Origin of the sequence: Actinomadura gamaensis (assembly GCF_042652125.1) — a bacterium.
Lineage (GTDB): Bacteria > Actinomycetota > Actinomycetes > Streptosporangiales > Streptosporangiaceae > Spirillospora > Spirillospora gamaensis.
Genome location: NZ_JBHSIT010000008.1, coordinates 89,962 through 114,155 on the forward strand (window position 1 = coordinate 89,962; position 24,194 = coordinate 114,155).

The 24,194-nt window shown below is 73.2% G+C and carries 22 protein-coding genes and 2 pseudogenes; 8 read left to right on the forward strand and 16 right to left on the reverse strand.

Going from position 1 to position 24,194, the window contains the following annotated elements; translation table 11 throughout:
• Positions 1-64 precede the first annotated feature (64 nt).
• From ACFPCY_RS26210 to ACFPCY_RS26220, 3 genes are all read right to left on the reverse strand, one after another.
• The gene (locus tag ACFPCY_RS26210) at positions 65-1,471 is read right to left on the reverse strand and encodes an ABC transporter substrate-binding protein (protein WP_378259488.1); all 1,407 of its coding nucleotides are present in this window, start codon (positions 1,469-1,471) and stop codon (positions 65-67) included.
• A 222-nt stretch (positions 1,472-1,693) separates the two neighbouring features.
• Positions 1,694-2,488 carry an ABC transporter ATP-binding protein gene (locus ACFPCY_RS26215; RefSeq protein ID WP_378259489.1) on the reverse strand — a complete coding sequence of 265 codons (795 nt, stop codon included), beginning with the start codon at positions 2,486-2,488 and terminating at the stop codon, positions 1,694-1,696.
• The gene (locus tag ACFPCY_RS26220; protein ID WP_378259490.1) at positions 2,481-3,464 is read right to left on the reverse strand and encodes an ABC transporter permease; all 984 of its coding nucleotides are present in this window, start codon (positions 3,462-3,464) and stop codon (positions 2,481-2,483) included. Before ACFPCY_RS26220 ends, ACFPCY_RS26215 begins: the two co-directional genes overlap by 8 nt.
• Positions 3,465-3,682: 218 nt before the next feature.
• Here ACFPCY_RS26220 and ACFPCY_RS26225 point away from each other — a divergent pair, with 218 nt between their 5' ends.
• Positions 3,683-5,212, forward strand: a complete 1,530-nt coding sequence (locus ACFPCY_RS26225) for a bifunctional phosphatase PAP2/diacylglycerol kinase family protein (protein WP_378259491.1) — start codon at positions 3,683-3,685, stop codon at positions 5,210-5,212.
• Here ACFPCY_RS26225 and ACFPCY_RS26230 read toward each other — a convergent pair.
• From ACFPCY_RS26230 to ACFPCY_RS26240, 3 genes and pseudogenes are all read right to left on the reverse strand, one after another.
• Positions 5,209-5,517 (reverse strand): annotated as a pseudogene (locus ACFPCY_RS26230) (cytochrome P450); the annotation flags it as partial. The gene ACFPCY_RS26225 and the pseudogene ACFPCY_RS26230 sit on opposite strands and share 4 nt — an antisense overlap.
• 169 nt (positions 5,518-5,686) lie before the next feature.
• Positions 5,687-6,148 (reverse strand): annotated as a pseudogene (locus tag ACFPCY_RS26235) (cytochrome P450 family protein); the annotation flags it as partial.
• A gap of 227 nt (positions 6,149-6,375) precedes the next feature.
• Positions 6,376-6,915, reverse strand: a complete 540-nt coding sequence (locus ACFPCY_RS26240; protein WP_378259492.1) for a 2,4'-dihydroxyacetophenone dioxygenase family protein — start codon at positions 6,913-6,915, stop codon at positions 6,376-6,378.
• Between the two features lie 114 nt (positions 6,916-7,029).
• Here ACFPCY_RS26240 and ACFPCY_RS26245 point away from each other — a divergent pair, with 114 nt between their 5' ends.
• Positions 7,030-7,272, forward strand: a complete 243-nt coding sequence (locus ACFPCY_RS26245) for a DUF6158 family protein (protein WP_378259493.1) — start codon at positions 7,030-7,032, stop codon at positions 7,270-7,272.
• 72 nt (positions 7,273-7,344) lie between these two features.
• Here ACFPCY_RS26245 and ACFPCY_RS26250 read toward each other — a convergent pair whose 3' ends face one another.
• Positions 7,345-7,971 (reverse strand): TetR/AcrR family transcriptional regulator, encoded by a 627-nt coding sequence (locus ACFPCY_RS26250; RefSeq protein ID WP_378259494.1) that lies wholly within the window; start codon positions 7,969-7,971, stop codon positions 7,345-7,347.
• Positions 7,972-8,003: 32 nt separating this feature from the next.
• Positions 8,004-8,672, reverse strand: coding sequence for a sulfotransferase family protein (locus ACFPCY_RS26255; protein WP_378259495.1), 669 nt, complete (start codon positions 8,670-8,672; stop codon positions 8,004-8,006).
• Positions 8,673-8,823: 151 nt separating this feature from the next.
• On the opposite strand from ACFPCY_RS26255, the gene ACFPCY_RS26260 reads away from it, so the two are divergent.
• The 6 genes from ACFPCY_RS26260 to ACFPCY_RS26285 all read left to right on the forward strand — a co-directional run bounded on the left by ACFPCY_RS26260 (position 8,824) and on the right by ACFPCY_RS26285 (position 15,419).
• The gene (locus tag ACFPCY_RS26260) at positions 8,824-9,606 is read left to right on the forward strand and encodes an acetoacetate decarboxylase family protein (protein ID WP_378259496.1); all 783 of its coding nucleotides are present in this window, start codon (positions 8,824-8,826) and stop codon (positions 9,604-9,606) included.
• Positions 9,599-10,456 (forward strand): SDR family NAD(P)-dependent oxidoreductase, encoded by an 858-nt coding sequence (locus ACFPCY_RS26265; protein ID WP_378259497.1) that lies wholly within the window; start codon positions 9,599-9,601, stop codon positions 10,454-10,456. The genes ACFPCY_RS26260 and ACFPCY_RS26265 overlap by 8 nt, the downstream gene beginning before the upstream one ends.
• Positions 10,453-11,838: an amidohydrolase family protein gene (locus tag ACFPCY_RS26270; protein WP_378259498.1), complete on the forward strand. Its 1,386-nt coding sequence runs from the start codon at positions 10,453-10,455 to the stop codon at positions 11,836-11,838. Before ACFPCY_RS26265 ends, ACFPCY_RS26270 begins: the two co-directional genes overlap by 4 nt.
• Positions 11,835-13,040 (forward strand): amidohydrolase family protein, encoded by a 1,206-nt coding sequence (locus tag ACFPCY_RS26275; protein WP_378259499.1) that lies wholly within the window; start codon positions 11,835-11,837, stop codon positions 13,038-13,040. The genes ACFPCY_RS26270 and ACFPCY_RS26275 overlap by 4 nt, the downstream gene beginning before the upstream one ends.
• Positions 13,041-13,236: 196 nt before the next feature.
• Positions 13,237-14,061: a VanW family protein gene (locus ACFPCY_RS26280; RefSeq protein WP_378259500.1), complete on the forward strand. Its 825-nt coding sequence runs from the start codon at positions 13,237-13,239 to the stop codon at positions 14,059-14,061.
• Between the two features lie 83 nt (positions 14,062-14,144).
• Positions 14,145-15,419, forward strand: a complete 1,275-nt coding sequence (locus tag ACFPCY_RS26285; protein WP_378259501.1) for a serine hydrolase domain-containing protein — start codon at positions 14,145-14,147, stop codon at positions 15,417-15,419.
• Here the strand turns inward: ACFPCY_RS26285 and ACFPCY_RS26290 are convergent.
• The 8 genes from ACFPCY_RS26290 to ACFPCY_RS26325 form a co-directional block, all read right to left on the reverse strand.
• Positions 15,376-16,200 (reverse strand): hypothetical protein, encoded by an 825-nt coding sequence (locus ACFPCY_RS26290; RefSeq protein WP_378259502.1) that lies wholly within the window; start codon positions 16,198-16,200, stop codon positions 15,376-15,378. The two genes, ACFPCY_RS26285 and ACFPCY_RS26290, sit on opposite strands and share 44 nt — an antisense overlap.
• 4 nt (positions 16,201-16,204) lie before the next feature.
• On the reverse strand, positions 16,205-17,332 hold the full coding sequence (locus ACFPCY_RS26295; RefSeq protein WP_378259503.1) for a glycosyltransferase family 4 protein: 1,128 nt from the start codon (positions 17,330-17,332) through the stop codon (positions 16,205-16,207).
• Positions 17,332-17,823, reverse strand: a complete 492-nt coding sequence (locus tag ACFPCY_RS26300; protein WP_378259504.1) for a hypothetical protein — start codon at positions 17,821-17,823, stop codon at positions 17,332-17,334. Before ACFPCY_RS26300 ends, ACFPCY_RS26295 begins: the two co-directional genes overlap by 1 nt.
• Positions 17,820-18,575: a hypothetical protein gene (locus tag ACFPCY_RS26305; protein WP_378259505.1), complete on the reverse strand. Its 756-nt coding sequence runs from the start codon at positions 18,573-18,575 to the stop codon at positions 17,820-17,822. The genes ACFPCY_RS26300 and ACFPCY_RS26305 overlap by 4 nt, the downstream gene beginning before the upstream one ends.
• 3 nt (positions 18,576-18,578) lie before the next feature.
• Complete coding sequence (locus ACFPCY_RS26310) at positions 18,579-19,751, reverse strand: glycosyltransferase family 4 protein (protein ID WP_378259506.1); 1,173 nt, start codon at positions 19,749-19,751, stop codon at positions 18,579-18,581.
• Positions 19,748-20,659 (reverse strand): NAD-dependent epimerase/dehydratase family protein, encoded by a 912-nt coding sequence (locus ACFPCY_RS26315; protein ID WP_378259507.1) that lies wholly within the window; start codon positions 20,657-20,659, stop codon positions 19,748-19,750. Before ACFPCY_RS26315 ends, ACFPCY_RS26310 begins: the two co-directional genes overlap by 4 nt.
• Before the next feature lie 81 nt (positions 20,660-20,740).
• Positions 20,741-22,384, reverse strand: coding sequence for an ABC-F family ATP-binding cassette domain-containing protein (locus ACFPCY_RS26320; protein WP_378259508.1), 1,644 nt, complete (start codon positions 22,382-22,384; stop codon positions 20,741-20,743).
• Between the two features lie 34 nt (positions 22,385-22,418).
• A complete protein-coding gene (locus ACFPCY_RS26325) occupies positions 22,419-24,131 on the reverse strand; it encodes a proline--tRNA ligase (RefSeq protein ID WP_378259509.1) in 1,713 nt (570 codons plus the stop codon).
• Between the last annotated feature and the right edge of the window lie 63 nt (positions 24,132-24,194).

Here is a 24,194-nt window from a genome sequence, read left to right on the forward strand (position 1 = left end):
GCCGCGTCGCCCGCCGCATCGCCCGCCGCGTCGCCCGCCGCGTCGCCACTGCGTCGCCATTGCGTCAGCCGCCGACGAGCCCGCGCGCCCGCCAGTTCGCGAAGATCGTGTTGACCTGCCCGGCCGCCTCCGCGACCGCCTGCTTCGCGCTGACCTGGCCGCGCGCCGCCCGCGCGAACATCGTCGGCAGCACGTTGGTGTTGAAGATCTCCCCGACGGCCGGGTTGGACGGCCCCGGATACCCGATGTTCGCGCTCCACGACACGGCCGACTTCAGCAGCGACAGCTTGTCCGCCGGGCGCGCGCCCCACGGGTCCTTGCCGAGCCAGCCGTCGAGCTGCGGCACCAGCGACGGCCACCCCGGGAAGTCGTACAGCTCGGAGTAGTAGGAGGCGGACGCGAAGTTCGCCGTGTAGTGCAGCAGGAACTCCTTCGCCGCGTCGGCGTTCGCGGAGTACTTCGGGACGATCCACTGCTGGATCACGTGCTGCGCCGCGAGCGCCGCCTTCGGCCCGCGCAGGGCGGGGACGAAGAAGATGTCGTCGCTGACGGCCGTGTTCGTCGCCTGGGCCGTCCGCCAGGCCGAGATCGAGTTGAGGATGTAGGACGACCGGCCCGCGATCAGCGCCTGGTTGTTCGAGGCGGGCGTCCAGGAGAACACCTCGCTGGTCTCGGCCTGCCGCCACAGCCGGGCCATGAAGTCGACGGCCGCGACCGTCGCGTCCGAGCCGATCACGACGCGCTCGTTCGCGTCCTGCTCGGACGCGCCGTACGACCACATCAGCGCCCGCATCGCCATGTTGGTGTCGGTCTCCGGGGACAGCCCGACGCCGCACGGGATCCCGGTCGTCCGCTTGATCTCCGCCGCGCCGCGCAGCAGGTCGTCGTAGGTGTGCGGGCCGTTCGGCAGGCCGACCTTCTGCCACATCGACTTCCGGTAGTCGCCCGGATCCGGCGCCCAGCCGGGGCAGTAGGCGTAGAACCGCCGGGTGTTGGGGTTGTAGCTGGACTTGCGGCACAGTTCGAGCTGCTGGCCCCACCGCCGGGTCGCCTCCTGGACGACGTCGGCCATGTCCAGCACGGACGGCTCGTACTGCGACAGCGGCGCGATGTGCTGGATCAGGTCGTGCCCGTGCCCCGACTGGATCTCCGACGCGGCCCGCCTCGGCACGTCCACGGTGTTGATGTGGTCCACCCGGACGTTCACGCCGACCCGCTTGCCCCAGTCGGCCACGAACTTGTCGAACCAGGTGTCGTGCCGCGGCACGAAGTGGCTCCACATCAGGATGGTCAGCGACCCCTTGAGCTTCTTCGCCGGCGGCGAGAAGACCTCCGTCGGGGCCCGCCCGGACGGTTTCGCCTTCGGCCCGCTCGTGTCGCTCGCGCACCCGGCCGCGGCGCCCGCCGCCGCCAGACCGCCCGTGATCGCCGCTGTGCCCAGGAACCCGCGCCTGCTGATGCCGTCGGCCATGGCCGCACCTCGTCGCCCGATCGTCTCCTCGTCCGACGGTAGGACGGGACGCGAGGCGCATCCAGGGGCGGCTGGGGAACGACCCGCTACTCCCGTCCCACGCGTCACTCCGGAAACGGCGAACCCCGCCCGTGACCGGTCACGGCCAATCGGGCGGGGTCCGCGGACGAGGCGTTTACTTCGGCACGGCCTCGGTGTAGGCGCCCGGTGCGGGCGCCCTGGTCACTTCTGGGTGGCCTCGGTGTAGGCGTCGATGACCTCGTCGGGGTCGCCGTCCATGCGCATCTGGCCGTCGTCCAGCCAGATCACCCGGTCGCAGGTCTCGCGGACGACGTCGAGCTGGTGCGCGACCAGGAACACCGCGCCCGCCTCGCCGCGCAGCTCCTCGATGCGCTTCTGCGACTTGGTGCGGAACTTGGCGTCACCGGTGGCCAGCGCCTCGTCGATCAGCAGCACGTCGTGGGTCTTGGCCGCGGCGATCGCGAACCGGAGCCGGGCGCCCATGCCGGACGAGTACGTCCGCATGGGGTAGTTGATGAAGCCCTCCTTGAGGCCGGCGAAGTCGACGACCTCCTGGTACTTCTCCCGCGTCTCCTGCGGGGTCATGCCCATCGCGAGGCAGCCGAGGACGATGTTGCGCTCGCCGGTGAGGTCCTTCATCAGGGCCGCGTTGACGCCCAGCAGGGACGGCTGGCCGTCGGTGTAGACGCCGCCGCGGGCCGGCGGGAGCAGGCCGGCGATGGCCTGGAGCAGCGTGGACTTGCCGGACCCGTTGGTGCCGATCACGCCGACCGCCTCGCCGCGGTAGGCGACGAACGACAGGCCCTTGATCGCGTGCACCTCGGTCATGCTCGGGCGCTTCTGCCGCTTGATCACCCGCGACATCGCCGACGCGGCGTTGCCCTTGCCGCCCGCGCCGTACACCCGGTAGATGATGTGCAGGCCGTCCACGACGACGATCGGCTCCCGCTCCGGGTCGATCACCACGGGGCTCTGCGCCAGCTGGGCGTTAACCACGGCCGTATCGCTCCTCGGCACGGTAGAAGTACATGAACCCGGCCACGAGCGCCACCACCGACCAGATCACCGCGTAGATCCACAGCTGGCTGGTCGAGTGCTCGTGCAGATGGTGGTGGACGTAGTGCCGGTACTTGCCGAGCAGGGTGTGGCGGCTCAGCTCCACGTACACGTACCCGGGGTTCGCCTTGAGGACCTCGCCGATCCAGGCGTGCTCCTTCAGGAAGTGGCTGTCCTGGATCAGGGCCGGGATGGACCAGATCACGCCGGACAGGTACAGCCAGGTGCGGGTGACGAACGGCAGCAGCTGGGTGATGTCGCGGTTGAACGCGCCCAGCCGGGCCATCATCATGCCCGCGCCGACGTTGAACATGAGCTGGAGCCCGACGACCGGGATGAACAGCAGCATGTGCAGGCTCAGCGGCTCGCCGAACGCCACCACGATGATCATGAGGACGACCAGCGACAGCAGCAGCTGCTGGAACTCGACCACGGCGATGGCGAGCGGCAGCGTGGCGCGCGGGAAGTGCAGGGCCCGGATCAGCGACAGGTTGTCGCCGACCGACTTGGACCCCGACTGGATGGACCGTTGCATGAACCCGAACATGAACACGCCGGTCACCAGGAACGGCAGGAAGTCGGGCAGGCCGCGCGAGGTGTTCAGCAGCAGGCCGAAGATCAGGAAGTAGACCCCGACGTTGAGCAGCGGGGTCAGCAGCTGCCACACCTGGCCCAGGCGGGAGTCGCTGTACATCGCGATGTTCTTGGCGGAGGCGAACGCCCAGATGAAGTGGCGTCGCTGCCAGACGTCGGCGATGTATTTGCGCAGCGGGGGGCGGGCCGCGCTCCGCTTCAGGCCGAAGCGGGCGGCGTAGGCGGCCAGGGACTCGCTGCTTCCGACGTTTCCGCGTGGAGGTTTGGCGAGTGTGCCGACCGACTCGCCACCCGAGGAGCCGGTCGGTTCCGGGTGACTCATGGTCGGAAGCCTATTGCAGACCGGACTCTGTGCGAGACGTTCGCCCTTATTCGAAACCCCACATAGACCGAAAACGGGAGGTTCTGGGACGGCAGGGCGGAACGTGGCGCACATCACACCGTACAGGGCCGGCCGTCCCGATGTGATCTCCGGGGAATCATGTCCGGCTCCCGGGGGATACCCGAGTCATGCGCGCGACTCACCGTACGTCACCGAGGATGTCACCCCCCGTCACGGGTCGGGCCCCGACCAGCGGCGGAGGACCGCTGGCACGGCTCGGCCGGCTGGACCGGGACGCGTTCGAGCGGGTCGCCACGGCCGAGCTGCCCGGCCTGGAGTACGTCCTGCCCCGGCTCTCCCGGGCCGCCGACCACGGCCTGCTCTGGTTCGGGACGGCGGCGGCGCTCGGCGCGTCCGGCCGGCCCCGGCTGCGCCGCGCCGCGCTGCGCGGCCTGATCGGGATCGCCGTGGCCAGCCCGGTCGTCAACCTGCTCGGCAAACAGGCGTTCCGCCGCCGCCGTCCGGTGGTCGACCTCGTCCCGCCGGTCCGGATCCGGTGGAAGCTGCCGACCTCGCACGCCTTCCCGTCCGGCCACTCGGCGTCGGCCGCCGCGTTCGCCGCCGGCGTCGCCATGGAGGCCGCGCCCGCCGTGGCCGTCCCGGTCGCGGGCGCCGCCGCCGCCGTCTGCTTCTCCCGCGTCTACACCGGCGCGCACTATCCGGGCGACGTCCTGGCGGGCGCCGCGGTCGGCGTCCTCGCCGCCGTCGGCACCCGGCTGGCCTGGCCCGCCCGCCCGGCCGTCGCGAAGGTCTCGCACACCACCACCGAGCAGGTCGTCGTCGACCCCGACGGGCGCGGCGTCGTCGCCGTCGTGAACATGGGCTCCGGCTCCAACCTCGGCGACGACTCCCGGCTGCCGAGCCGCGCCGAGTCGGTCGCGCGGATCCTGGAGCGCGAGCTGCCGGGCGCCGAGATCATCCGGTTCGAGGCGGGCGGCGACCTGGCCGCCGTCCTGGACCAGGCCGCCGCCCGCGCCGAGACCCTCGCCGTCGTCGGCGGCGACGGCACGGTCAACGCCGCCGCGCGCGCCGCGATCACCCACAAGGTGCCGCTGCTGACCGTCCCCGGCGGGACGTTCGACCACTTCGCCCGCGCCCTCGGCGTCGAGACCGCCGGCGACGCCGTGGCCGCCTACCGGGACGGGCTCCTCGGCCGGGTGGACGTCGGCCGGATCTCGCCCGGCGGCGTGACGTTCCTCAACACCGCCAGCTTCGGCGCCTACACCGAGCTGGTCAACCGGCGCGAGAAGCTGCAGGGACGGCTCGGCAAGTGGCCCGCGCTCGCCGTCGCGACCGTCCGCACCCTGCGCGATCTCGAACCGCACGACATGGTCCTCGACGGCCGTCCGCGCAAGGTCTGGCTCGCGTTCGTCGGCAACGGCGTCTACAACTCGCGCGGGCCCGCCCCGACCTGGCGGACGGACCTGAGCGACGGGCTGCTCGACATCCGGATCGTCCACCTCGGCCGCCGCGTCCCGCGCCTGCGGGCGCTGGCGTCCGTCCTGGGCGGCGGCATCCACGTCGCGCCCGGCTACAAGGCGTGGAAGGGCGGCAGCCTGGACCTCACCGACCGGTCGGGCGGCTTCAAGCTCGCCTTCGACGGCGAGGTCACCGACCTGCCCCCGGCGGTCCGGTTCACGGTCGAGCCCCGCGCCCTCCAGGTCTTCGTCCCGCGCAAGCCGCACTAGCGGAAGGCGCTTCCCAGCGGCAGCCGGGAGAGGCCCGTCACGATCGGCGACCCGTTCCATTCCGGCGTCCCGGCCAGGGGCAGGCGCGGATGGCGCAGCGCCGCCTCCTCCAGCAGGACGCGGATCTCCATCCGGGCCAGCGCCGCGCCGAGGCAGAAGTGCGGCCCGTGGCCGAAGGCCAGGCCGGGCGCGGACGGCTCGCGGGTGATGTCGAAGCGGTCGGCGTCCGGGCCGAACGCGGCCGGATCGTGGTTCGCGGAGCCGAACAGCAGCATCACGTGCTCGCCCTCGGCGATCTCCGCGTCCCCGAGCCGGACGTTCCCGGGCGGCGGTGCGCAGGAAGTAGGACACCGGTGACGTCCAGCGCAGGATCTCCTCGACGGCGGTCGGCAGCAGGCCCGGACGGTCCCGCAGCGCCGTCCACTGGGACGGGTGCGTCGCGAGGGCCAGCAGCCCGCCGGAGATCGCGTGCCGGGTCGTCTCGTTCCCGGCCACGAGCAGCTGGATCAGGAACATGACCAGTTCGAGGTCGGTCAGCCGGTCCCCGTCCAGCTCGGCGAGGGCCAGCCCGGAGATCACGTCGTCGCGCGGGTCGGCGCGGCGGCGGTGCGCGGTCTCCAGCAGGTAGGACCCGCACTCGACGCGCAGCGCGGTCCGCTCGTCCTCCGGCAGGCCGGACACGCCGGGGATGACCGCCTCGGTCCAGCGGTGGAACCGCGGCCAGTCCGACTCCGGGACGCCGAGCAGCAGGCAGATCACCTGGAGCGGCAGCGGGACGGCCAGCTCGCCCACCGCGTCGAAGCCGGACGGCAGGCCGTCCAGCAGCGCGCGGACCCGGTCGCGGACGGCGCCGGCGAGCCCGCGCGTGACGGCCGGGCGGAACGCGGGCGCGACCAGCGCGCGGTAGCGGGTGTGGTCCGGCGGGTCGGTGTGCATGAGCGTCGGCGGCGCGTCGTAGGCGTGCCCGATCTCCGGGATCAGGATCCCGTCCCGGGACCGGAACGTCTCGGGCTCGGCCGCGACCCGCTGCACCTGCGCGTGCGTCCCGGCGATCCACAGGGGCAGCGCCGGATGCCGGACCGGGCTCCGCTCGCGGATCTCCGCGTAGAGGCCGACCGGATGCCCGTGCTCGTAGGACCCGTCGTCCGGGAACTTCTCGGAGATCACCGGAGGATGCCGGTCGGACGCGGGAGACCGGCGGCGTCGCAGAGCGCCAGGTAGGCGTTCAGCGTCGACTCGGCGTCCACGACCCCGCTGATCTGTCCCGTTTCGTCGAATTCGATGTTGCGATCCTCGCTCGCGCCGTCATCGCGCGTGCGCCAAGGCTCTCGCCCATCATCAACGGTAGCCGACTGCTCGCCTTCCGTAGGAGCGTATTCGATGAACACTCCCTGGATGACGAAGAGGATCTCCGTGTCGTCTTCCAGCACCATCAGGGTATGCACTGACCCGGGCGGCTCGTAGATGAACGTGCCGGCGACATAGTCGATGCCGTACTCGGCGTACCGCCAGCGGCCGGAGAATGTATGGGCGTGGACCCCGCCGGTGTGCTTGTGCTTTGGCAGTTGGAACCCGGCGGGGAAGCGGTTGCGTACCACCCAGGTGTCGGAGGAGGCGCGCAGCACTTTGAGGCCTACCGGGCCGGCCTGGACCCAGGGGAGGTCGTCGTCGTGGACGTGCCCGACCGTGATCGTCTCAGTCATGGAGCAAACGCTAGGTAGGTGCCTCCGTCCGCGCAAGGGTTCTTCCGGTTCGTCCGGGCGCGGCCGGGTAGGTGTGGGGACGGTGCTGATCGACAAGCGCGGAGGGAGACCGCCATGTCCCAAGCCACGGACCCCAGGTCCAACGGTGTTGACCCGAGCCGGCTCGACGAGGACGACCTCCTGCGCGAGCTGAACCACCTCTACACGACCCGCATGGACACGCTGCGCCACGGGTCCGACAACGCGTTCAGCGAGCACACGCGCCGGATGAACCAGTACGAGGCGGAGTACCTGCGCCGCAAACCGGCCCGCGAGATCGACCCGGAGCGGCTCCGCGCCGGAGCCCGCGCCCGCTGACCGGGCGCCCGTTCGCCCGGTACCTGGCGCCGCAGCGGGCGCAGGCGGTCGGCGCTCGCCGCCGCGGCGGGCTCAGGTGTCCGCTGCCAGCAGGCCGCTGACCAGCGCGGACAGGGAGACTTCGAACAGGGCGTCCGGGTCGTGCGGGCGACCCAGCTCGTGGGCGAGCGCGGGATCGACGCCGTCCGGATCGCGCCACACCTCGTCCGGGCCGGGGTGCGGCTCCGGCCCCCGCTGGACGGCCCGCTCCAGCAGGACGAACCCGACGACGTGGTGCAGGACGGCCCGCACCACGGTCGCCGCGCGCTCCCCGCCGAGCCCGGCCGCCGCCACCTCGGCCGCGAGCGCTCGTTGCGCCGGCCGCATCATCACCGCCGTCCGGCCCTGCTCGTGCAGCAGCGCGATCGCGTGCGGGCGCGCCAGGATCCGCCGCCGCAGAACCCGCCCCACGCCGACGATCCGCTCCTGCGGCCCGTCCGCCGACCCGGGCGGGGTGAGGTCCCCGAGATCGCCGAGGACGCGGTCGGTGAGGGCGGCGACGAGGGCGTCGCGGTTGCCGACGTGCCAGTAGATCGCGGTGGCGGCCACGCCGAGGTCGGCGGCCAGGCCGCGCATGGTGAGCGCGGCGAGGCCGCGTTCCTCGACGATCCGCAGCGCGGTGTCGAGCACCGCGTCGCGGCTGAGCCTGGGCGTCTCCATCTCGCGCCCATTGTGCCGTCCGGCGGGGGCGGCTACCGCGTCACCGCCATGCGCAGGACCATGCGCCGCGACCGGGCGGCGAACTCGGCGGTGTCGTTCACCTGCGGGAACGGCCGGTCCGGCACCGGGACCTCCAGGAACTCGCAGAGCGGGTCCCAGCCCTGCCGCACGTCGTAGACGAGCAGCCGGTCGGCCGGGACGGCCTCCACGACCTCGGCGGTGTGCCGCTCGAACTCGGCGGCGAGCTCGTCGTCGGTGAGCTCGCCGAGGTGCTGCGTGCCCGGCATGGACGAGGTCATCCGGGCGAACGGCGCGAGCCGCGTGCCGAGCGCCGACGACAGCAGGACCAGGGCCTTGCGCCCGGGCCGGTCCTGCTTGGCGCGCTCGCCCAGGATCGTCTTGCGCATGCTGGCGACCCAGCCGCGCGGGTCCCGGACGCTCAGCACCACCTTCGCTTCCTTGTAGTACTCGGTCGTCTCGCGCCAGTAGGCGGCGGACGGCCAGTCCACGCACGAGCGGTAGCCGGGGAACAGCGTCTCCCACGGCACGGGCTCGCCGCGCGTCTTGGCCAGCCACGCTTCGAGCTGGCCGGGCCGCCGCATCTCCAGCATGTGGTGGCAGGGCCCGAAACCGAGCTGTTCGAGGGCGGTCTTCAGGGACAGCGTGCCGGTCCGTCCGTACCCGGCGCCGATGACATCCACAGAGTGACCGTGACACTGCGCGATGCTCCGATCAAGGTGACAAAGACCTGTCCCGCGGTGGGTCTCGACGGACGGCCCGATCCCTGTAACGGTGTTACAGAGTGCCCCGGCGCCCTCGATGCCGGAACACTCCCGACGCCGAGGAGGAACGATGCGCCGCGTCCGCTACGGTCCACGATCCGCCGAGGAGCTGAGCGCCGCGCGGGAGGCGGCGGCCCGGATCCCGGACGTCTGGTCCACCGGGGTGATCGCCGTATGGGAGACCGATCCGGACGCCGCCGCGCAGGTCCTCCCGCCACCGCTCAAGCCCGCGCCGCGGCCCCTCGTGCGGGCCGTGATCAGCCGGGTGGACCTGCCCGGCGGCCACGCGCTCGGCGCGGGGTCGGTGGCGGTGCGGGCCGTCCACGACGGGCAGGAGGGCGACTATCCGCTGGTCATGCCGATGACGACCGAGCGCGCGCTGATCGGCGGGCGGGAGGTGTTCGGCGAGCCGAAGAAGCTCGGCGAGGTCGAGGTGACCGTCGCGGACGGCCGCGTCGAGGCGTCCCTGACCCGGCACGGGATCGCGTTCGTGCGGGTCTCCGGAACGGCCGGCGAGGAGCTGGAGCTTCCGCCGCCGCACGAGAACCTCGACTTCTACCTCAAGTTCCTGCCCGCCCCCGACGGCGACGGCCTCGACTCGGACGCGGCGCTCGTCCACTGCACGCGGCGCGGCCGGACCCGCGCCCTGCGCCGCGTGGACGGCGCGGTCACGCTGACCGATTCGCCCTTCGATCCCGTGGCCGACCTGCCCGTCCGCCGCCTGGTCGAGATCACGCTGGAAGAGCGGACGTCCACGCAGGAGGGGCGGATCGTCGAGCGCGTGCCCGCCGCGGCCGTCCTGCCGTTCGTCCACCAGCGGTACGACGACCCGATGCAGGTGCTCGATGCGTGAGCTGGACGGCCGGGTCGCCGTGGTCACCGGCGGCGGGGGCGGTCTCGGCCTCGCGCTCGGGAAGGCGTTCGCGGCGCGCGGGATGCGGGTCGTCCTCGCGGACGTCGAGGAGGCCGCGCTCGACAAGGCCCGCGCCGAACTGCCCGGCGCGACGGCCCTGGCGGCGGACGTCGCGGACCAGGACTCCATGGACGCGCTCGCCGACCGCGTCTTCGCGACGCACGGCGCGGTCCACGTCCTGTGCAACAACGCGGGCGTCGGGCCGTCGGCCGCGCCGTGGCTCTGGGAGCAGGAGCTCGGCGACTGGCGCTGGGGGCTGGAGGTGAACGTGCTCGGCGTGCTGCACGGCGTCCGCGCGTTCCTGCCCCGGATGCTCGCGTCCGGCGAGGACGGCCACGTGGTCAACACCGCGTCCGGGAACGGCGGCATCGCGCCGATCCCGTCCGCCGCCGTCTACGCGGTCACGAAGGCGGCCGTCGTCACGCTCACCGAATGCCTGAAGGGCCAGCTCGACGGCACGCGGATCGGCGTCTCGGCGCTGTTCCCCGGCCCGCACATGCTGCGCACGGGGATCTTCACCGCCGAGCGGAACCGTCCCGCGCGGCACGCCCGCGCCCAGGCCGGGCCGGTGCCGCGCACGGCCGACGAGATCGCCGAGGCGATGCGCGCGCACGGCCTGACCCCCGAGTTCACGCCGGTCGAGGACGTCGCGGAGCAGGTCGTCGAGGCCGTCCGCGCGGACCGGTTCTGGATCCTGCCGCCGAGCGACCGCACCGACGCGCTCGTCCGCGCCCGCGCGGACTCGCTGCTCACCCGCTCCGACCCCGCCTACCTCCGGGAAGCGCCATGACCGACGACCGGGCCGACGACCCGTACCTGATCATCTCGTCCGACACGCACGCGGGCCTGCCGACCGCCGAGTACCGCCCGTACCTGGATCCGGCCTACCGGGAGGCCTTCGACGGCTTCCTCGCCAAGCAGGAGGCGATGGCCGAGGCCCGCCGCAAGTTCGGTCTGGAGAACGAGGAGTTCGCCGAAGAGTGGTTCGGCGAGCACGAGGAGGAGCTGCGCGCCGGATGGGACGCCTCCCGGCGCGACCGCGAGCTCGACGCGGACGGCGTCGTCGGCGAGGTGATCTTCCCGGACGCGGACGCCGTGGCCGCCGGGACGCAGGCCCCGTTCGGCGCAGGCCTCGGCATGATCGGCTCCGACTACGACCCGGAGCTCGCGCTCGCCGGGGCCCGCGCGCACAACCGCTGGCTCGCCGAGCTCTGCCGCGAGTCGCCGGAGCGCCGCCGGGGCGTGATCGTCGCGCCGATCGTCGGGGACGTCGCCGGGGCGGTCGCCGAGATCCGCCGCGCGCACGCGGACGGCCTGCGCGGCGGCGTCATGATCCCGTCCATCTGGGGACACGGCCAAGCGCCCTACCACGACGCGTGCTACGACCCGGTATGGGCGACCTGCGCCGAGCTGGGGCTTCCCGTCCACACCCACGTGGGCGCGGCCCCGCGCGACGAACTGGGCGCCCACCTGGGGCTCTACATCACCGAGGTGACGTGGTGGTCGGCGCGTCCGCTGTGGTTCCTCATCTGGACGGGCGTGTTCGAGCGCCATCCCGATCTGCGGTTCGGCGTCACCGAAGCGGGCGTCTGGTGGGCCGGGAACCTGCTCTGGCAGATGGACGTCGCGTTCGACCGCGAGCACGGCACCCGCAAGCTCGCCTCGTTCGGCGAGCACATGAGGATGCGGCCGTCGGAGTACTTCGACCGGAACTGCTTCCTCGGGATGTCCACGCCGAAGCGCCGCGAGCTGTCCCACCGGTACGAGGTGGGCGTCGGGAACCTGCTGTGGGGCAACGACTTCCCGCATCCCGAGGGGACGTGGCCGCACACGCGCGAATGGCTCGTGCACGCCTTCTCCGACATCCCGGTGGACGAGACGCGCGCGATGCTCGGCCTTTCGGCCGCCGCGAACTACGGCTTCGACGTGGCACGGCTGCGTCCGCACGCCGAGCGCATCGGTCCGAGGCCGTCCGACCTGGGGCAGGACAAGGCCGACACGTCCGTGTGGGACCGGGCGCGCGAGACCGGACGGCACTGGCTGACCGGCCCGGACGTCCCGGCCGTCGTGGGCGCGGCCCGGAAGGAAGGCGCGGCGCGGAAGGAAGGCGCGGCGCGGAAGGAAGGCGCGGCGCGGAAGGAAGGCGCGGCGCGGAAGGAAGGCACGCGATGATCGTGATCTCCGCCGACGGGCACGCCGGCGCCGACCTGCTCGACTACCGGCCCTACCTGGAGTCGCGCTACCACGAGGAGTTCGACGCCTGGGCGAAGGCGTACGTCAACCCGTTCGCCGACCTCCAGGCGCCCGAGGCCGAGCGGAACTGGAACTCGGCCCGCCGCCTGCGCGAGCTGGAGCAGGACGGGATCGTCGCCGAGGTGCTGTTCCCGAACACGATCCCGCCGTTCTTCCCGTCCGGGAACCTGACCGCGCCGCTGCCGTCCGCGGCCGAGTACGAGCTGCGCTGGGCGGGCTGCCGCGCGCACAACCGCTGGCTCGCCGACTTCTGCGCCGAGGCGCCGGGCCGCCGTGCGGGGGTCGCCGAGATCATGCTGAACGACGTGGACGACGCCGTCGCGGAAGTCCGCCGGACGCACGAGGCGGGCCTTCGCGGGGGAGTCCTGCTGCCCGGCGTCGCGCCCGGCGCGCCCGTCCCGCCGCTGTACGACCCGGTCTACGAGCCGCTCTGGCGGACCTGCGCCGAGCTCGGCCTGCCGGTCAACCACCACGGCGGCACGGGCGCGCCCGGCCTGGAGCCGAACCCCGTCGCGCTCGCCGTCTTCATCGTGGAGGTGAGCTGGTACGCGCACCGGGCGCTCTGGCATCTGATCTTCGGGGGCGTCTTCGAGCGCCACCCGAACCTGCGGCTCGTGCTGACCGAGCAGGGCGCGGACTGGATCCCGAACGTGCTGACCACGCTGGACTACTACTTCGACCGGTTCCGCTCCGGGGACGCGACGGCCGAGGCGAAGTTCGGCGGACCGGCCGTGGCGGGGCTGTCGCTGCGTCCGAGCGAGTACTTCGCGCGCAACTGCGTGGTCGGCGCGACGTTCATGAAGCCGTCCGAGACGCCGCTGCGGCACGAGATCGGCGTGGACCGGCTGATGTGGGGCAGCGACTTCCCGCACGACGAGGGCACCTTCCCCTACAGCCGCGAGGCGCTGCGGCGGTCGTTCCACGACGTCCCGGCGGACGAGCTGAACCGGATCGTCGCCGGGAACGCGGCCCGCGTCTACGGCTTCGACCTCGATTTCCTGCGTCCCCTGGCCGACCGTGTGGGCCTGACCGAAAAGGAGATCGCGCGGCCGTTGGAGGTGCTTCCGGCGGACGCCACCAGTCCCGTGTTCAATCCCGAGACCATCGTCCGGGCCTGGTGATCTGACCTGCTGAGACGTGATGGCGACGGCCGGGGAGGGCCGTTGGTTTACCGCGCGTGATCTATCTCATTCGGGTCGTCCGAAAGTGGGCACCCGGCCGTGATCTGTGCGTAACGTTGGCCGGGTTGTCCACTTTTGGGGGTGGGGCCCGGTCATGGTTCGGCATCGGAGGAGGCGTCCGGAGAAGCGGCAGCGGATGCGCCGATGGTGGCCCGTCCTGGCCGGTGTCCCGGTCGCGGCCGCGGCGCTCGGCGCGGGGTTCGTCGCCGCGGACGGCGGCACCGACGCGGCCGGGTCGGGCGAGCGCCGTCCGGCCGACTCCAGCCGGGCGCGGCCCGTCTCGTCCGGACCGAGCGACGGTTCGCAGCGGCTCGCCGGCTACACCACGAAGTTCAAGCCGGGCGAGGCCCGGGTGAGGAACATCCGGCTCGGCGCGAAGGCGATCGACGGGCACGTGGTGAGGGCGGGCGAGGCGTTCTCGTTCAACAAGGTCGTCGGCCCGCGCAGCGCCGCGCGCGGCTACGTGCCCGCGCCGACGATCGTCGGGTCCCGGCTGGTGGACGATCTCGGCGGCGGCATCTGCCAGGTCTCGGCGACGCTCTGGAACGCGGTGTTCCAGGCCGGACTCAAGATCAGCGAGTCGCACCCGCACACGCTGTGGATGCCGGAGTACCCGCAGGGCCGCGAGGCGGCCGTCGCCTGGCCCTCGCTCGACTTCGTGTGGCGCAACGACTCCGGCGCCCCGGTCCGGATCCAGGCCGAGGTCACCGGCGACTCGCTCACCGTCTCGCTGTGGGGCGCGCCCAGGTACGAGGTGAGGACCGCCTCGTCCAAGCGGTACCGGTACACGCGGGCCGGGACGTTCCGCGACGCGAGCCGCCGCTGCGTCCCGATGCCGGGCGGGCCGGGCTTCCAGATCGACGTGTACCGGACGCTGACGCGCCAGGGCCGGACGGTCCGCCGCGACCGCTTCCACACCGTCTACCAGCCCGAACCCAAGGTCACCTGCACCGGCCGCTGAACAGGTCGGCTGCACCGGCCGCTGAACGGATGATCTTCCAACGGGCCGACATAAGCGATCAACGTGCGCTACGGTCGCGAACCATGGAAACTCCGGCGTTCAGGCGAAGGGACTTCGGCAGGCTGGCGGCCCTCGGCGTGGGCGGGCCCGCGCTGCTGGCCGCGTGCGGCGAGGGCGGCGGCTCCCACGACGCGTCCTCGGTGGCCGCGACGCGCACCTGGAAGGTGACCGGCCAGGCGCTGGCCGGGCTCGGCGGCTTCGACTCCACGGTGAAGAGCTTCATGCAGGCGCGGAACATCCCGTGCGGCCAGCTCGCCGTCGCGCGCAAGGGCAAGCTGCTGCTCGCGCGCGGCTACACCTGGAGCTCGGACGCGGCGCTCAAGACGCAGCCGACCTCGCTGTTCCGCATCGCGAGCGTTTCCAAGCCGATCACCGCGACCGCCGTCCTGCGGCTCATCCAGGAGGGCAGGCTCAAGCCCACCGACAAGGTCGCGACGCTGCTGAAGCTCCCCACCACGGCCGACCCCAGGCTGAAGGACGTGACCGTCCTGCGGCTGCTCCAGCACCTCGGCGGCTGGGACCGCGACATCTCCCCCGACCCGATGTTCCAGGACGCGGCGATCGCCCGCGCCCTCCACAAGAAGCTGCCGGTCAGCCGCGCCGACATCATGAAGTGGGAGTCCGGCCGCAAGCTCGACCACAAGCCCGGCTCGACCTACGCCTACAGCAACTACGGCTTCCTGCTGCTCGGCCGGATCATCGAGAAGGTCTCCGGGCAGAGCTACGCGACCTACGTCCAGCAGAAGGTGCTCGGCCCGCGCGGCATCAAGCGGATGAAGCTCGCGCACGGCCTCACCAAGGCCGCCGGCGAGGTCCCCTACTACTCCTCGTACAAGGGGACGACCGTCTACGACAACAGCGGCAGGCAGGTGCCGTTCCCGTACGGCGGGTTCAACATCGAGAACATGGACGCGCACGGCGGCTGGCTCTCGACCGCCGTGGACCTGACCCGGTTCGCGCAGATCTACGACGGCGGCACGTCGGTGCTGAACGCGGCGTCCATCGCGCGGGCGTTCGCCAAGCCGGAGACCGGGATCAACGCGAACGGCTGGTACTACGGCACCGGCTGGATGGTCCGCCCCGTCACCGGCGGCCGCAACACCTGGCACGACGGCAGCCTCGCCGGGACGAGCACCCTGCTCGTCCGCCGCTTCGACGGGCTGACCTGGGCCGTGCTGTTCGACCAGCGGCAGGAGGGCGATCAGCCGTCCTACGGCGACATCGACGGCGCGCTGCACAAGGCGGCGAACGCGGTCACGAGGTGGCCGGCCGGGGACCTGTACCCGAAGTACTTCTGAGGCCGACGTCTTCGAGGCCGGTCTCGGCGCGGACGCGGGCGGCGCGCGCGAACTGGTCGTCCAGGCGGCGCGGGAACGGCATGATCCGGTGCCGTTCCCGCCACGGCGCGAACTGCCGGACGGCGTTGAACCCGCCCGCCGTGACGATCCGCTCCGCCCGCGCGCCGAGCGGCCAGGCCGGATAGACGTCGTGGTGGACGACCTGTGCGGGAAGGCCGTCCGGACGCCTCGGCGCGATGAGCGTGAACGTCGGGCTCGCGCCTTCGGCGGCGGCCATGTCGAGGGCGTAGCCGACCAGTTCGCGGATCTCGTCGTCCGGGCCGGAATGGACGATCAGCCACCCGTCCACCTGAACGTCGCATCGCGCAGGCGGATCTACCAGCTTCAGCGGTTTCAACTCGTCCGAGACGTCGCGTAGGAACGCCTCGTGCGCGGGCGCGAGAGGCTCGCAGACGTACGTGACGTCGAACCTCGGGCGGACGGCGGGCAGCAGCTTCTCGTACACGGGCCAGCGCAGCAGCCTCGCCAGATGGACGACGCGCCGGCCGTCCGGAATCTCCAGTTCGCCGTTGATCCCGGCCGGGAAGGCGTCGATCCAGACCTCGTCAGCGCGCACGTCGTCCAGCGAGGGGACGACGTCCCAGCCGGGCGCGCCGCGCTGGACGAACGGGGAGCCGGAGACGAGCGCCACCGGCTCGTCCTCGCGGCCCAGAGCGCGCAGCGCCGCCCGGACGCGGGTGAGATGCCCCAGGCCCGCGCCGCGCGCGTAGCAGGCGATCACCCGCTCATCCGGTTCCTGCGGCGCCGCTCGCGTCTCGGGACGTTTCGGTCAGGACGCGCAGGTAGCCGGCGGTCTCGGCGGCGGGCGTGAAATCGCGGCGGACCCGCTCGGCCCCGGCCGCGCCGAGCTTGGCGAGTTCGGCGTCCGAGGCGGCCAGGGCGCGCCGGACCGCGTCGCGGCAGCCGTCCGCGTCGCCCGCCGCGAAGGTGAAGCCGATCTCGTCGTCCGCGACGTCGGCGAGGCCGCCCGCGTCCGAGCAGAGCAGCGGGACGCCCAGCGCGGCGGCCTCCAGCGCCACGTTCGGCATTCCGTCGTAGAACGACGGCAGCGCGACCAGATCGCACGCCGCGTACACGGCCGGGAGGTCGTAGCGCTCCTGGAACGGCAGCACCGAGTGGGCGAAGCGGTCCAGCCGCGCGGTCACGGCCTCGTCCACCTCACCGGCGAGGACGAGGTGGAACGCGTCGGACGGGAGCGCGTCGAGCAGGAGGTCCACGCCCTTCTTGGCCTTGAGCTGCCCGATCACGCCGAGCGTCCGCAGGCCGCCCGCGACGTTCGCGGCCCGCCACCCGTCCGCGCGCCGCCGCTCCGACGGCAGCAGCTCCCAGGACGAGGTGTCCACGCTGTTCGCCACGAACGTCACGTCCGTCGCGGGCGCGAGGGCTCGGACCAGCGGGATGTGCGAGCGCGCGACCACGCAGACCCGCGCGGACGCCCGGAGCGCGTCGGTCAGCGTGCCGCGCCGCCGCATCGAGAACAGGCCCACGTCGATGTCGTTGCCCCGGAGCAGCGTGATCAGCGGGGCGTCGAGCAGCGCCGCGAGGACGGGCGCGGCGAGCGTGGCGAACACCCCGCCGAACGCGGCGACGTGCGTGTACGCGGTCATGCGCGCGGCGGTCAGCTGCGTCCAGAGGCGGCGCAGCGCGTGCTCGGGGTCGGTGCCGAGCGGCGCGGTGACCCGCCGTCCGCCGACCTCTCGCCGCACGTCCCACGGCAGCTCGCGCCGGGTGAGATGGACGAGGTCGATCTCCACCCCGGCGGCGCGCAGCCCGCGCACGATCCGGTCGCACGACTCGGACATGCCGCCCTTGCTGGGCGGATAGTGCTCGGTGAGCCACAGGACGCGGGCCATCAGCTGTCCACGAGCCCGTCGTCGCCGCCGGAGTCCCAGTCGTCGGAGCCGGTGCCGGTGTCGGTGTCGGTGCCGGTGTCGGTGCCGTCCCACTCGTCGCCGCCGAAGTCGCCGGAGGCCGCGGCCCACTCGCCGCCGTCACCGCCCCCGCCGCCGCCCGGCTCGAAGGAGTCCCGGTCGTACTGGTCGAAGGACGAGTACCAGCCGTCGTTCCCGTAGACGGTCGTCGTGTGGTGGTAGTGGCTGCGCCGGTAGCCGTGCGTCCAGCTCCGGTCGTACGGGTTCCGGCTCAGGTGGCCCGCGCACTCCGGGCACCGGCCGTCGTGGCCGAGGTGGTGCGGGCAGGCGGGCCGTCCGCACCGGGCGCAGGGCGCGGCGGCGTACCGCTCGCAGCGGCGCAGCACGAAGAACCCGGTGAGCACCGAGCAGAAGACCGGGCGGCCGGGCTGCGGCGGCGTCCCCGGCATCGGCGGCATCGGCGGCGTGGTCAACGGGTCCTCCTCGGGGCCGGCGCGGACGCCGCGGAGGCGGGCGGCGCGGCGGGCGTCCAGCGGAACAGCTCGCCCGTGACGGTCAGGATCTGCGCGGGCGCGTCGGCGTCCGCGCCGGGCCGGAGCTTCGCCGACGAGCGCAGCACCGTCCGGCCGTTGTCCTTCTGCTGGACGCGCACGGCCAGCCACGGCGGCGCGGGCGGCTCCGGCCGCCGGACCGGCATGCCCTTCGGCAGCCGCCGCGTCGCCTGGACGACCCGCACGGTCTTCGACTTCGACTTGTGCTTGGTCTTGCCGCTGCGGCTGGTCTTGACGACGTTGCGCACTCGCAGCCGCTCGACGACCGCCACGTCCAGCACGCTGCCGTCGCGCAGCTCGGCGCGGGCGACGAACCACGGGTCGGTGAAGACCGTCTCGGTCGCGGACCGGACCGGCCGCTGCACCGGGAGCCGCCGGGACGGCCCGCGCTTGTCGGCGACCCGCGGGCCGCGCAGGTCCGCCGTCACGCCGAGCGGCGCGCCCGGCTCCATGTCCTCCTGGAGGATCCGCAGCATGGGGACGACCACGGCGTGCGCCTGCGCCGGCAGCCGCCACTTGTGCCGCTTGATCGACTGCTCGTGCCGGGCGAGGCTCGCCACCAGCGCCGACCAGTCGGTGGCGGGGAGCGTCGCGGAGAAGCGGTGCTCCTCCACGAGCTGCCGGTGCAGGGGATGCAGGCGTTCCAACGCCTGGCGCTGCTTACGCCAGAACATGCGTCACCACCGATCGACGGGTCGGGCGGACAACGTACGGTAGACCTCCGCAAGGCGGGCGCGCGAGGCCGCCCACGTCAGCGTCCCCGCGACGTGCTCGCGGGCGCGCGCGCCCAGGTCGCGGGCGAGGTCCGGGTATTCCAGCAGCACCCGGACGGCCCGGGCCAGCTCGGCCGGACGGTCCGCCGGGACGAGCCGTCCGTGCTCCCGGTCGGCCATCAGCTCGCGCACCACCGGCAGGTCGGAGGCGACGACCGGGGTCCCGGCCGCCATGGACTCCAGCACCTTCAGCGGCGCGCAGCCCTGGTCGAGGTTGCGGGCGCAGGCGGTGAGCGGCGCGACCGACAGCTCCGCGTGCTCCAGCCAGGCCGCGACCTGCGCATGCGGGACGGTGAACCGCCACTCGATCCGGTCCTCGACGCCGAGGTGCCGCGCCAGCCGCCGCAGCGGCTTGGCCCGCCGCGCCGGGACCGACGAGCAGATCACGAGGCGCAGGTCGTCCAGGTCGGCGAGGCGCGCGAACGCCCGCAGCAGCACGTCCAGGCCCTGCCAGGGCTGGAGCGCGCCGACGTAGACGATGTAGCGGCCGGGCGCGTCCTCCGGTCTGGGACGCGGCTCGGGGACGTCCGCGCCGTTCGGGACGACCGTGATCTTCTCGTCCGGGACGCCGTACGCGCGGACGGCCCGCGCGTTCACCCGCGACGGCACGATGATCGCGTCCGCCGCGTGCAGGCACCGGTGCTCCAGCTCGCGGATCTTGGCGAGCGTCCGCTCCGGGACGCCCGGCCGCGTGTGCCGCAGCTCGATCGACGGCAGCCCGTTCACCTCGTAGACCACCCGGTACCGGCGGTCCGGCGCGGACACGACGGGCAGCGCGCCCCACGGGTCCCGGACGTGGCACAGCTCCAGCGTCCCGGCGTGCGCGGCGACGTGCCCGGCCACCCACGCCGAGAACGCCTCGAACCGGCCGAGCAGGTTCGGCACGGCGTCCCCGAACCGGACGATCTCCCGGTCGCCCTCGACCTGCCGGGACGGCAGGCTCCCGCCGCCCGTCACGCCGAGCAGGCCGCCGCCGAAATGGGTGAACAGCTCGTCCGCCATCTGCGCGATGTGCACCGCCGCGCCCTTGGTGGACGGGAACAGGTCGAAGGCGAAGTACGCCGCGCGATGCCTCATGCGGGCGCCAGGGTGCTGGCGCGGTGCCAGGCGATCTGGTCGGCGAGACCGTCCGCGAGCGCGATCCGGGGCGTCCAGCCGAGCAGGTCGCGGGCGCGGGACGGGTCGGCCCACGTGCGGTCGGCGTCCCCGGCGACCGGCGCGGCGCTCTCGATCTCCGGCCGGACGCCCAGGATCCGGCCGAGCAGGTCGATCGCCTCGCGGACGGTCACCGGCTCCGGATGCCCGACGTTGATCGCCGTCCCGGCGGGCGTCGTGGCCGACATCGCGGCGAGCGTGGCGGCCACGACGTCGTCCACGTGCGTGAACGAGCGGGCCTTGCGGCCGTCGCCGAACACCGGCAGCGGACGCCCCGCCAGCGCGGCCTCGGCGAACCGGTGGAACGCCATGTCGGGACGCTGCCCGGGGCCGTAGACCGAGAAGTAGCGCAGGATGACCGTTTCCGGCCGCCGCCGGGCCAGCCGCTCGACCGCGACCTTGCTCGCCGCGTACGGGCTGGCGGGCGCGAGCGGGTCGTCCTCGCGGGTCGGGCGGTCCCGTCCGGCCGAGCCGTAGACCGACGAGCTGGACGCCACGACCACCCGTCCACCGGCCGCCGCGAGGACGCGCCGGGACGCCAGGACGTTGTCGCGGCGGATGTCCTCCTCGGCGCCCCACGACGAGCGGATCCCGGGCCGTCCGGCGAGGTGGACGACCACGTCCGCCGAGGTCAGCGGCGCGAGATCGGCGGACGCCAGGTCGAGTTCGGCCTTCTCCAGGGGGAGCGCGTCCCAGTTGCGGCGGGCGGTCGCGGGCGCGAGCGCGCGGCCGGGGGCGTCCACGGCCAGCACGTCATGCCCGGCCTCCGCCGCCGCCCGCGCCACGCGGCCCCCGATGAACCCGGCCGCCCCTGTCACCACAACTCGCACCGAAGCACCCTATAGAGACGCCGCAGATGCCCCGACGGTTTCAGCGCCCGCTGAGCCTGCCGCTAGGAAGACGCGGCAGGCTCAGCGGGCGCGGACGACCCGGCGCTCGTCCCAGACCGGCTCGGGCGACTCGGTGACCGAACCGTCCGACCGGAACACCAGGAACCGGTCGAAGGACCGCGCGAACCACCGGTCGTGCGTGACGGCGACGACCGTGCCCTCGAACGACTCCAGCCCCTCCTGGAGCGCCTCGGCGCTCGCGAGGTCGAGGTTGTCGGTCGGCTCGTCCAGCAGGAGCAGCGTCGCGCCGCCCAGCTCCAGCAGCAGGATCTGCAACCGCGCCTGCTGGCCGCCCGACAGCGTCTCGAACGGCTGCTCGGCGCAGTACTGCAACTCGTACCGGGCGAGCGCGTTCATGGCGTCGTTCCGCAGCCGCGCGTGCTCGGTCATGACGATCTCGCACGGCGTCCGCCCGGCCAGGTCCGGCCGGGCGTGCGTCTGCGCGAACAGGCCCGGCACCACGCGCGCCCCGAGCCGCGCGACGCCCGTGTGCGCCACGGGCTCGACCGGCGTCGCGCCCCTCGGCAGCACCTCCGCCACGTGCGCGAGGAGCCGCAGGAAGTGCGACTTGCCCGACCCGTTCGACCCGAGCACCGCGATCCGCTCGCCGTACCAGAACTCGGCCGCGAACGGCCGCATCAGCCCGGTCAGCTCCAGGTCCTCGCAGATCACGGCCCGCTTCCCGGTGCGTCCGCCGCGCAGCCGCATCTTGAGGCTCTGGTCGCGCGGCGGCACCTCCGGCGGCCCGGCCTCCTCGAACTTCCGCAACCGCGTCTGCGCCGCCTGGTACCGCGACGCCATCGAGTCGTTGTAGGTCGCCTTGTTCTTCATCATCTGGACGAGCGCCCTGAGCTTGGCGTGCTCCTCGTCCCAGCGGCGGCGCAGCTCCTCCAGCCGCTCGTTCCGGTCCCGCCGCGCCTCGGCGTACGTCGCGAACCGCCCGCCGTGGATCCAGACCGTCCCGGCCTCCACGGTCACGATCCGGTCGGCCACCCGGTCGAGCAGCTCCCGGTCGTGCGACACCAGCAGCACCGTCTTGGACGTCTCGCGCAGCCTCTCCTCAAGCCAGCGCTTGCCCGGCACGTCGAGGTAGTTGTCCGGCTCGTCCAGCAGGAGCACCTCGTCCGGCCCGCGCAGCAGCGCCTCCAGGACGAGCCGCTTCTGCTCCCCGCCCGACAGCGTCGACACGTCCCGGTACCGGCACCGCTCGAAGGGGACGCCGAGCGCGGCGACCGTGCAGGCGTCCCAGAGCACCTCGGCCTCGTACCCGCCCGCGTCGCCCCACCCGGCCAGCGCCTCGGCGTAGCGCATCTGCGCCGGCTCGTCGTCCTTCTCGATCATGGCGAGCTCGGCGGCCTCCAGCACGTCCGCCGCGTCCCGCAGCCGGGGCGGCGCCGTGGTCAGCAGCAGGTCCTGGACCGACGACCCGTCCCGGACGTTCCCGACGAACTGCCGCATGACGCCGAGCCCGCCGCTGTGCGCGACCGAGCCCTCCTGCGGTGCGAGATCACCCGCGATCATCCGGAGCAGCGTCGTCTTCCCGGCCCCGTTCGGCCCGACGAGCGCCGCCGTGACGCCGTCCGCGACCCGGAACGACACGTCCTCCAGCAGCACCCGCCCGTCCGGCAGCGTGTGGCTGAGATGCCCGACCTCGACGTGACCCATGGGACCCGAGTCTCCGGACGCGCGGCGGCCCCGGTCAACTCGTTTTCGCCGCTCCGAGCAAGGCCGACAGGTGCGGGACGGCCTCGGCGACCGGCAGCTTCGCGGTTTCCGAGGTGGCCCGGACGGTGTGCTCCACGACGCCCTCGGCCAGGCTCCGGCGCCCCACGGTCAGGCGGTGCGGGATTCCGGTCAGCTCGATGTCGCGGAACTTCACGCCCGCCCGCTCGGGACGGTCGTCGATCACGGCGTCCACACCGGCGGCGCGCAGGTCGCGGTAGAGGCGCTCGGCCGTCTCGCCGACCTCCGGATCGTCGGTCTGGGCCGGGACGACGGCGACCGCGAAGGGCGCCACGGCCTCCGGCCAGACGATCCCGCGCTCGTCGTGGTGGGCCTCCACGATCGCGGCCATCGCCCGCTCGATCCCGATGCCGTAGCAGCCCATCAGCGGGTGGACGCGGCCACCGTCCGCCGCGAGGACGGCCAGGTCCAGCGCGCGGGTGTAGCGGTCGCCGAGCTTGAAGATGTGGCCGACCTCCAGCGCCGTGAAGACCTCCAGGGGCGTCCCGCAGGCCGGGCACGGCTCGCCGGCCGCCACCTCGCGCAGATCCGCCCAGGTCGCGGACGGGATGTCGCGCGCCACGTCCACGCCGCGCAGGTGGACGCCGTCGCGGTTCGCGCCGGTGAACATGTTCCGGCGGCCGCGCAGCGCCTCGTCCGCGAGGACGGGCAGGCTCGTCACGCCGACCGCGCCGAGGCTGCCGGGCAGCGCGCCGAGGGCGTCCCGGATCTCGTCCGGTTCGGCGGCCCGGACGTCGTTCGCGCCGGTCGCGTCGGCGAGCTTCTGCTCATGCAGGGCATGATCACCGCGCAGCAGGACGAGGGTGAGCTTGCCGTCCAGGACGTGGACGAGCGTCTTGATCTGCCGGTCGGCGGGCGCGCCGTACCCGGCGGCGAGGTCCTCGATCGTCCGGACGCCGGGCGTGTCGAACGGCTCCGGCGCGTCCGGGCCGTCCTCGTCGGCGACGGGCGCCAGGCGGGACGTCGCCTTCTCGACGTTCGCCGCGTACCCGCAGGACGGGCAGTGCGCCACGGCGTCCTCGCCCACGTCGGCCGGCCGGACGAACTCGGTCGAGCCCGTCCCGCCCATCGCGCCGTTCGACGCCTCCACCGGGATCGCCGGAATCCCGAGCCGCTCGAAGATCCGGAGGTAGGCCGTCCGGTACGCCTCGAACGACGCGTCCAGCCCGGCCTGGTAGATGTCGAAGGAGTAGGCGTCCTTCATGGTGAACTCGCGCACCCGCATGAGGCCGCCCTTGGGGCGCGGCTCGTCCCGGAACTTGGTCTGGAACTGGAACCAGTGCTGGGGGAGCTGCCTGTACGAGGTCAGCTCCAGGCCGAGCGTCGTGAAGATCTCCTCGTGCGTCATGCCGAGGGCCAGCTCGTTGCCCCGCCGATCGGTCAGCCGGAACATCTCCGGCCCGACCGAATCCCAGCGTCCGGACCGCCGCCACGGCTCGGCCGCGTGCAGCGCGGGCAGCAGCATCTCCTGCGCCCCGATCCGCTCCAGCTCCTCCCGGACGATCCCGATCACCTTCGCCCGCACCCGCACCGCCAGCGGCAGCAGCGAATAGTGCCCCGCGTGGAGCTGCCGGACGTACCCCGCGCGCAGCAGCAGGCGGTGGCTCGGCGCGTCCGCGTCCGCCGGATCCTGCCGCAGGGTCGGGACGAACATTCGTGACCAGCGCATGCGGCCGACCATAACGGTGCGGACGCGCCGCCGGTATTGAGTTATTCGCTGGTGCCCGGCGTC